Raw genomic sequence first — 8946 nt, 5'->3', positions numbered from 1 at the left:
TTATAGAAAGAGCGATTAGCTCATTTTGAAACTGACGAGATAAAATATCTCATTGTTTGATTTTGCGAACAAAATCATTTTACTCACTCGTTGTTCAGTTTTCAAAGATCAAACATTCGTTGTTTGCTTTAGAGTAACTCTCGTTCCCCTCAGCAACTTTTATAGTATATCATGTTATTCAGGTTTGTGTCAACACTTTTTTTAAAAGTGTTTTTCGCTTCTTTATTTCAACACTTGAAGCGACAAGAAAGAATATATCATATCTTCACTATATTGCGCAACTATTTTTTGAAAAGACCCAGTTAAGTAACAATACACTCGATATAAAGCTCTCTTTGAAGCATAAGGTTAATGATCTCCCCCTCTACTTGAATCAACGGACGAGTCGGGTGATCTCGATCAGCAAAAATAATTTCCCCTGTACGGTTATCATTCAGACGCACCTTGGTTCCATTATTAAATTGGGTTAACTTTTGTATGAAGACTTGCACGACACTCGGGTCCAGCTTTCCAAATGATTCTGATTTGATTTGCTCTAGAACCAGATAAGGCGATTGGGCAGGTCGGTATGTTTTTTCTAGAGTCATGGCATGGAATACATCAGCCACCCCTATAATTTTAGCGTATATATGGATTTGCTCTCCCTTAAGGCGCAATGGATATCCAGTACCGTCCACTTTCTCATGATGCTGAAGAGCTGCCAAACGTACACCTTCGTTAATAGCCTTCACATTTTTAAGCAATTGGTATCCTAGTGATGTATGGAGGCGTACTTCTTCTTGCTCTTCTCGTGTTAGTTGGGAGGGCTTGTACAGAATGGACGGGTCTATCTTAGCATTCCCTATATCATGAAGCAATCCGGCAAAAGCCACCTGCATCCAATCCTTTTGAGGCAACCCAATCCATTGTGCAATGGAGTAAGAGGTAAGGGAGGTTAGCACGGCATTGTGAAAAATATAGTCCACTTCGATCATAGCAGGCGGAGTATAGGTCATTACATTATAGCGTTGGATATATGCCAGCAAGGACTCCAGTTGTCCGCGCAACTCATATATAGATAAATTAGAGACAAGTACGGATTGAAACGCATTCTTAACAAGCATCACCATTTTGTCATACTCATCCTGGAATTGTTCGGCTTCATCTCGCCCATCTAACGAAGCTCCCTGCGATTCAGCTGTCCCAGATCGAACAGTGGTAGGCTCGCTACTGGATTTTGCAATATCATCCGTCCCTACCTCTACTTGTTGAATCAGGAACGCCTCTAAAATCTCTAAGTCACGTGGTAGCAAAATACGCCCTTTCGGTAGCAGCAGGCTGCCCATTTCAGTAAAAACGTCGCTTTGCAATTTAAGTCCTGCTTTTAATTCGGATATGGGTACAGTTGTCATGGTCAACCTCTCTGTTCTCACAACAGCTGCTCCAGCTGCCAGTTATGATGTCATTATATTACTTGGAAATGATCCTGTACATTCATTTTATGCCATTTAAAACGTGCTAGTCTGAATTGGTCAACCTGAACAAGAAAAAAAGACTCTCTTGACCAAATAGCCAGAGAGTCTCTTCAATCTAAATTTGTTGCTTCTATATTCAGGGCTTATTCGTCCCCAGAAGATTCTGAATCGTTACCTTCCGTATCTTCTGCATTCGCTCCAAGAGTTGGTTCAGCAGATGACAGAGTTAGCTCCTCACCAGTTCCTCCATCCTCTAATAAATCCTCAAGCAGTTCATCTTGCTCCTCATTCTTGTTCGCCCGACAAACCGTTGCAACCGAATCATCATCGCGAATATTAATCAATCTTACCCCTTGCGTATTCCGACCCATCGTGGAGATTTCCCCCATGCTAGTCCGGATCAAGGTGCCACTAGCTGTAATAATCATCAAGTCCTCTTCCGCTTTTACTACCTTGAGGCCGACCACTGGACCATTTTTATCGGTAACGTTAATCGTCTTGATCCCCTTGCCTCCACGGCTCTGGATACGATAATCCACAGCAGGGGTACGTTTGCCATAACCCTTGGCCGTTACGATCAGAATATCCAGGTCGGTATTGACGATATCCATGCCGATTACAGCATCGCTTTCGTCAAGACTAATCCCTTTAACTCCTGTAGCGCTACGCCCCATAGATCGTACGTCACTTTCAGGGAAGCGGATAGACATACCTTGTGCTGTACCGATAATCATTTCCTGCTGTCCATCAGTCAGCTTCACTTCGATCAGGGCGTCATCTTCACGCAGGTTAATGGCAATCAGGCCGCCTTTGCGGATATTCGCATAGTCATCAAGAGGTGTTTTCTTAATAATCCCATGCTGGGTCGCAAAGAATAGATAACTATCCTCCACAAATTCCTCAATTGGAATTACTGCATTGATCGACTCACCCTGCTCAATCTGAATCAGGTTAATAATCGGTGTCCCCCGAGCTGTCCGGCTTAAATCCGGAATCTCATAGGCCTTAATCCGGTATACCTTGCCCTTGTCCGTAAAGAATAACAAATGATGATGTGAATTCGTAATGAACAGATGCTCTACGAAGTCCTCATCTTTGGTATCCATACCTACTACACCACGACCACCGCGTTTTTGACTACGATACGTAGTAACAGGAAGGCGTTTGATATATCCAGTATGGGTTACAGTAATAATAACGTCTTCACGCGGAATGAGATCCTCATCCAGAATACTTTCTTCACCCACTGTAATTTCAGTGCGACGTTCATCGGCGAAGCGTCCTTTCAACTCATTCAGCTCTTCACTAATGATGTTGAGTACCAGATGCTCATTCGCCAAAATTTCGCGGTATTCCATTATCTTTTGAATTAGCTCGTTATATTCGTTCTCGATCTTCTCACGTTCCAAACCGGTTAAGCGTTGCAGACGCATATCGAGAATAGCCTGAGCCTGCTCAAGAGTCAGTGAGAAACGCTCAATCAGTCCTTCACGGGCTGCTTCTGCAGTTTGGGAAGAACGAATCAAGGAAATAACTTCGTCCAGATGGTCAAGAGCAATACGCAAGCCTTCCAGAATGTGTGCTCTAGCTTCGGCTTTTTTCAGATCAAATTCTGTCCGACGACGAATAACCTCAACCTGATGCTTGAGATAATAATACAAGACATCTTTCAGGTTCAAAATCTTCGGCTCATTGTTTACAATCGCAAGCATATTGATACCGAAATTGGACTGCATGGCCGTATGTTTAAACAAATTATTCAGAACGACGTTCGGGTTCACATCTCTACGCAACTCGATCACAATACGCATACCCGTACGGTCGGATTCATCGCGAAGATCCGTAATGCCCTCAATACGCTTGTCACGTACTAGTTCAGCAATTTTCTCGACCAGACGAGCCTTATTCACTTGGTAAGGCAGCTCATGCACGATAATCCGTGCTTTATTGCCAATCTCCTCTATGGTGGTCTTTGCACGCATGGTCACAGATCCGCGGCCAGTCTGGTACGCTTGACGAATGCCTGAGCGACCTAAGATATAACCTGCTGTTGGGAAATCAGGGCCTTGAATGTAGTCCATAAGTTCCATCGGCGTAATGTCAGGGTTTTCGATCAGTGCTTGTACACCATCAATAACCTCTCCCAAGTTATGCGGAGGAATGTTGGTTGCCATACCAACTGCAATCCCGCCGACACCGTTAACCAGCAAGTTAGGATAACGTGCAGGCAATACGACAGGCTCGTTCTCTTCACCATCGTAGTTAGGCATAAAATCAACGGTCTCTTTGTTCAAATCACGGAGCATTTCCATGGCAATCTTGGACAGCCGTGCTTCAGTGTAACGCATTGCTGCTGCCATATCTCCATCCACGGAGCCAAAGTTACCGTGTCCATCCACCAACATATAACGCAAGGAAAAATCCTGCGCCATCCGCACCATCGTATCATATACAGCCGTATCACCATGAGGGTGATACTTACCGATAACTTCACCGACGATTCTTGCCGATTTTTTATAAGGCTTATCTGGCGACATGCCTAGCTCGGACATCGCATACAGAATACGACGGTGTACCGGCTTCAGTCCGTCCCGCACATCAGGCAAGGCACGGCTAACAATAATACTCATGGCATAATCCATAAAGGATTCGCGCATTTCCACTCCGATATCCCTATTGATGATTTGCGAGTTATTTTGATCCGCCATGCTGGTCCTCCTTCTCATCCTTCAATACAGCGCTCTCTATGTGAAAAGCCTAACAAGACACTGCCTATATACTCCGCTCCTTGCGCAGGATTTTGGCTGAAATCCTCATCTGTATAATTATATTACTTTCACAAAAAGAGCACAATTAAACGCATTTGTCCTCTTTACAGCGTAAAACCCTCGTCATTCCCCTTCTGCCTGTAGCAGATTGCTATTTTCTTGTACAACTTACAAGCCCTGATTATAACAAATTCCCCTGAACTGGGGATTAGCCCCCACCCTAAGGGCCTTTTCCACATACAATACGTATACGGTCAGGGTTCTACTTAGCAAAATTCCGAAAAACGCCGTATTTCTCTATTATATCATTGTTTTACGCGCTTGTCCTTTAGTTTCCCTTGTTTTGTTAAAGGGTGTGAATTCCAGGTACATGACTCATATTTCGAAAAGAAAGGGATGAGAATACTTGTCTATTCAGCGAGTATCCAGTAAGTGGGCCAAAACAAATGCCATTCTTCCCCATCCGACATTGGCCGCTTATATACCGGAAACACGTTTGTACACGTTTGAGCATCTGAATGAAATGTTGGCGGTGTATGGAACTGTCTATATTAAGCCGGATAATGGTACCTACGGCAAAGGGGTTATGCGTGCAGAAAGGCAGACAGAGCAGCTTCCGCCGACAGAAGAAGGAATCATCGAGGAGAGAACTTGGTATGTACTTCGCTATGAAGTAGATATCCTCACCTTTGAAAGCCTGGATGAGCTGCATAGGGTGGTTTCTTCTCGTATAAAGAAACGTCCATATCTGATACAGCGCGGAATTCCTCTTCTTCAGCATGAAGCCCGTCCCTTCGATCTGAGGGTATTGACCCAGATGAACTTGAGACATCACTGGGAAACAACGCTTATTGTAGGACGTGTAGCTGCTCCTGACAAAGTCGTCACCAATCATCACAGCGGTGGGACAACGCGTTTTTTCAATGAACTGGTGGCTCCATATATGGATGTAAAGGAAGCCGTACGACTGGAGCAAAAATTATCGAAAATGGGCGAGCGAGTAGCCTGGCAGCTACAAAAAAGATACCCTCGTTTAAGGGAAATCGGGTTAGATGTGGGATTGGACCAGCAAAACTATCCATGGATTTTGGAGGTCAATACAAGACCAGCCATCAAAGTGTTCGCTTCCCTCCCAAATAAAAGCCTCTATCATAAAATATTCAGATATGCAGTAGGCTACGGCCGGTATACAGCATCCACAGGTAAACCTGTACGCTCTAAGAAAAAGGCCTAAAACATTGAAATTAAATATTCAAATCCATCCGGGCTGGTTAATGACAAGAAAAGGGACGCCCATTTGGGCGCCCCTTGTACACTCTTGCTTATACAACCCTAATGAACAGATAACATAGCCATCAGGATGGAATAACACACTTTAGAAATCTAGGTTTTTCACGTACTTCGCATGTTCTTGGATAAAGTCACGGCGAGGCTCTACATTGTCACCCATTAAGGTATTGAACAGCGTATCAGCCAGCATCGCGTCACTGACAGTTACCTGCAGCATTGTACGGCTCTCTGGGTCCATCGTGGTTTCCCAAAGTTGGGTCGCATTCATCTCACCCAAACCTTTATAGCGCTGTACATTGTACTTCGCATTTTCTCCAAATTCCTTGATGATCTCGTCACGTTCCGCTTCAGAGTTCGCATAACGCACAACTTTGTTACGCTCAACTTTGAATAGTGGTGGCTGAGCAATGTATATATAGCCTGCATCAATGATTTTGCGCATGTAGCGATAGAAGAATGTCAGCAACAATGTGCGAATATGAGCACCATCGACATCGGCATCTGTCATGATAATAACCTTGTGGTAACGGGCTTTGCTGATGTCAAAATCATCTCCAATCCCTGTACCCATTGCTGTTACCATTGACCGTATTTCATCACTGGACAAAATACGGTCCAAGCGTGCCTTTTCCACATTCAGGATCTTACCGCGAATTGGCAAAATCGCTTGAAAGTGACGATCACGCCCCTGCTTGGCCGATCCCCCTGCTGAGTCACCTTCGACGATGTACAGTTCACTGATCGAAGCATCCTTAGAGGAGCAATCCGCCAGCTTACCTGGGAGCGAACTGATTTCCAGCGCACTTTTGCGACGTGTAAGTTCACGCGCTTTGCGTGCTGCTTCCCGGGCACGAGCTGCTTGTAACGATTTATCAACTACACGGCGGGAGACGGACGGGTTCTCCTCCAGAAATTCCTGAAGTTTCTCTGCGAACAGGGACTCGACAATTCCTCGAACTTCACTGTTGCCAAGCTTTGTTTTAGTCTGACCCTCAAACTGTGGTTCAGGAATTTTGACGGAGATAATCGCTGTCAAACCTTCGCGTACATCGTCACCAGTCAAATTGGCATTGTTGTCCTTAATCAAGCCATTTTTGCGTGCATAATCGTTAATAATCCGGGTTAATGCACTCTTGAAACCTGATTCATGAGTTCCGCCCTCATGAGTATTGATATTGTTGGCGAAAGAATAAATATTCTCGGTATAGCTGTCGTTATATTGCAATGCAACTTCGACTTGAATCATGTCACGAGAGCCTTCGACATAAATCGGCTGTTCATGCAGGGCTTCTCTTTTTTGATTCAGAAACTGCACATATTCACTGATTCCACCCTCATAGTGGAATGTATCGCTGGCGCCTGTCCGTTCATCGGTCAAGCTAATTGCAATGCCTTTGTTCAGGAAAGCCAGCTCACGAATCCGCGTCTGCAGCGTATCATAGTCATATACGGTCGTTTCGGTAAAGATTTGTTCGTCCGGATAGAAGGTCGTTTGGGTACCTGTCTCTTCGGTGTCACCGATGACTCTGACATCATACTGTGGGGCACCACGATGGTATTCCTGCTCATATACATGTCCATCCCGTTTAACATGAACAATCATTTTGCTGGAGAGCGCGTTCACCACGGATACACCAACCCCGTGCAGACCACCAGACACCTTGTACCCTCCGCCTCCGAATTTACCACCTGCGTGAAGTACGGTCATTACGACTTCCAGCGCTGATTTTTTCATTTTGGCGTGTTCACTTACCGGAATACCGCGGCCGTTATCTGTAACGGTAATGCTATTATCTTTGTGAACGACAACTTGAATGCTGTTACAATAACCCGCCAGCGCTTCGTCAATACTGTTGTCCACAACTTCCCAGACCAGATGATGGAGCCCCTTGGCGCTCGTGGAGCCAATATACATCCCGGGACGTTTCCGAACCGCTTCCAGGCCTTCGAGGACCTGAATCTCGCCCGCATCATAAGACGGTTGATTCATAGACATGCCTTTCACCTACTTCTATAGATTTCTATGGTTAAGCATTGGCAACAAACTGGTTTGCCCGCTTTTTGAGTGTTGTTGAGGAGATGGGGGAATAATACACCGTATTCTGAGTCACTACGATGGACTTGGCTTCCTCTTCGCCAATCATCTCGACATGCTTTTGCTGTTGGGCGTGGTTCACGTATTGTTTGGAGATTTTAGAGGATTTTTCAATCGAGATATCGAAAATAGCCACAAGCTCGGACGAGCGGATGATCTTTTCTCCACCCAGATGAATATACATAGCAGTCACTCACTCCTTAGTGTTCCACATGCCCGCCGTGGACGTGATAAATATGGGCACCCTTAAGTCGTTCTGCGTTCAACGTCTCAATCCCGGTTGCCGTGATAAAGGTCTGTACCTTGCTTTGGAAAGTCTCGATCAGTTGAGTCTGACGATAGGGATCCAGCTCGGACAACACATCATCCAGCAGCAGGATAGGATACTCCCCAATTTCCTCATGAATTAATTCTATTTCGGCCAGCTTCAAAGACAGGGCCGTCGTCCGCTGCTGCCCCTGAGAGCCATACGTATGCACTTCTCTGCCGTTAATGGCAAAGGCCAAATCATCACGATGGGGTCCCGCCAAAGTCATGCCACGGCGGATTTCCTGTTCCCTCATTTGGGATAACTTTATCATAAATCGCTCCAATAAGACAGCTTCATCTTCTTCCTCTGGCTCACCGAAGGAGGGAACATAGGTTAATTTTAACTCTTCTGTCCCCCCTGCAATCCCTTCATGAATGGCTTGGGCCCACTTTTGTAGCTTTGTTATAAATTGTTTCCGCTTTTTTACAATTTTAACACCATGCTCAACAAGTTGCTCATTCCATACCTCCAGCATCAGCTGCACGGACGCCATATCTTTACCCCAAGCTTGCTTGAGCAGATTATTTCGCTGAACCAGCACTTTCTGATATTGCTGCAAATGATACAAATATCCTGGCGCAACCTGTCCGATTTCCATGTCAAGAAACCGGCGGCGAACCCCCGGTGTTCCTTTGACAATTTCCAGATCCTCGGGCGCAAACATGACCACGTTTAACGAACCGATAAAATCGCTCAGCTTTCGCTGCTCTAGCCCGTTGATCTTTGCTTTTTTGCCTTGTGTGGATAACGAGAGATCCAATCTGATTTTCCCGTATTTTTTATCCACATCGGCAGCTAGATGGGTGGAAGTAGCCCCGAAAGAAATTAATTCCTTATCGCGGGACGTTCGGTGACTTTTAGTCAAGGCCAATACAAAAATCGCCTCAACCAGATTCGTTTTGCCTTGCGCATTTTGTCCAATCAGCAAATTAACGGGCCCGAATTCATTCAGCTCCAGCTGTTGATAGTTCCGGTACTGCTGCAAAACAATGTTGTTCACAAACACATAGGGTCCCCCTTGTTATTCCG

Annotated in this window: 6 protein-coding genes; 1 reads left to right on the top strand and 5 read right to left on the bottom strand. The window is 45.2% G+C overall.

Annotation, left to right across the window (positions count from 1 at the left end):
* Positions 1–302 precede the first annotated feature (302 nt).
* Complete coding sequence (locus tag HFE01_RS12480) at positions 303–1391, bottom strand: HD-GYP domain-containing protein (protein ID WP_107733625.1); 1089 nt, start codon at positions 1389–1391, stop codon at positions 303–305.
* Positions 1392–1597: 206 nt separating this feature from the next.
* On the bottom strand, positions 1598–4162 hold the full coding sequence (gene gyrA / locus HFE01_RS12475; protein ID WP_044786771.1) for a DNA gyrase subunit A: 2565 nt from the start codon (positions 4160–4162) through the stop codon (positions 1598–1600).
* A 466-nt stretch (positions 4163–4628) separates the two neighbouring features.
* Between gyrA and HFE01_RS12470 the strand changes: the two genes are divergently transcribed.
* A complete protein-coding gene (locus tag HFE01_RS12470) occupies positions 4629–5456 on the top strand; it encodes a YheC/YheD family protein (RefSeq protein WP_016822437.1) in 828 nt (275 codons plus the stop codon).
* A gap of 141 nt (positions 5457–5597) precedes the next feature.
* On the opposite strand, the gene gyrB is transcribed toward HFE01_RS12470, so the two are convergent.
* From gyrB to recF, 3 genes are read right to left on the bottom strand one after another with little or no spacing between them, the layout of a single operon-like run.
* A complete protein-coding gene (gene gyrB / locus HFE01_RS12465; protein ID WP_016822438.1) occupies positions 5598–7508 on the bottom strand; it encodes a DNA topoisomerase (ATP-hydrolyzing) subunit B in 1911 nt (636 codons plus the stop codon).
* Positions 7509–7539: 31 nt separating this feature from the next.
* The gene (gene remB, locus HFE01_RS12460) at positions 7540–7791 is read right to left on the bottom strand and encodes an extracellular matrix regulator RemB (protein ID WP_007433255.1); all 252 of its coding nucleotides are present in this window, start codon (positions 7789–7791) and stop codon (positions 7540–7542) included.
* 16 nt (positions 7792–7807) lie between these two features.
* Positions 7808–8923 (bottom strand): DNA replication/repair protein RecF, encoded by a 1116-nt coding sequence (gene recF, locus HFE01_RS12455; protein WP_044786770.1) that lies wholly within the window; start codon positions 8921–8923, stop codon positions 7808–7810.
* Positions 8924–8946: the final 23 nt, after the last annotated feature.

This window comes from Paenibacillus sp. EKM10P (genome assembly GCF_011800655.1).
Classification (GTDB): Bacteria; Bacillota; Bacilli; order Paenibacillales; family Paenibacillaceae; genus Paenibacillus; species Paenibacillus polymyxa.
Note: the sequence above shows the minus strand (reverse complement) of the source record. Positions and strands in the feature narration are given on the sequence as shown.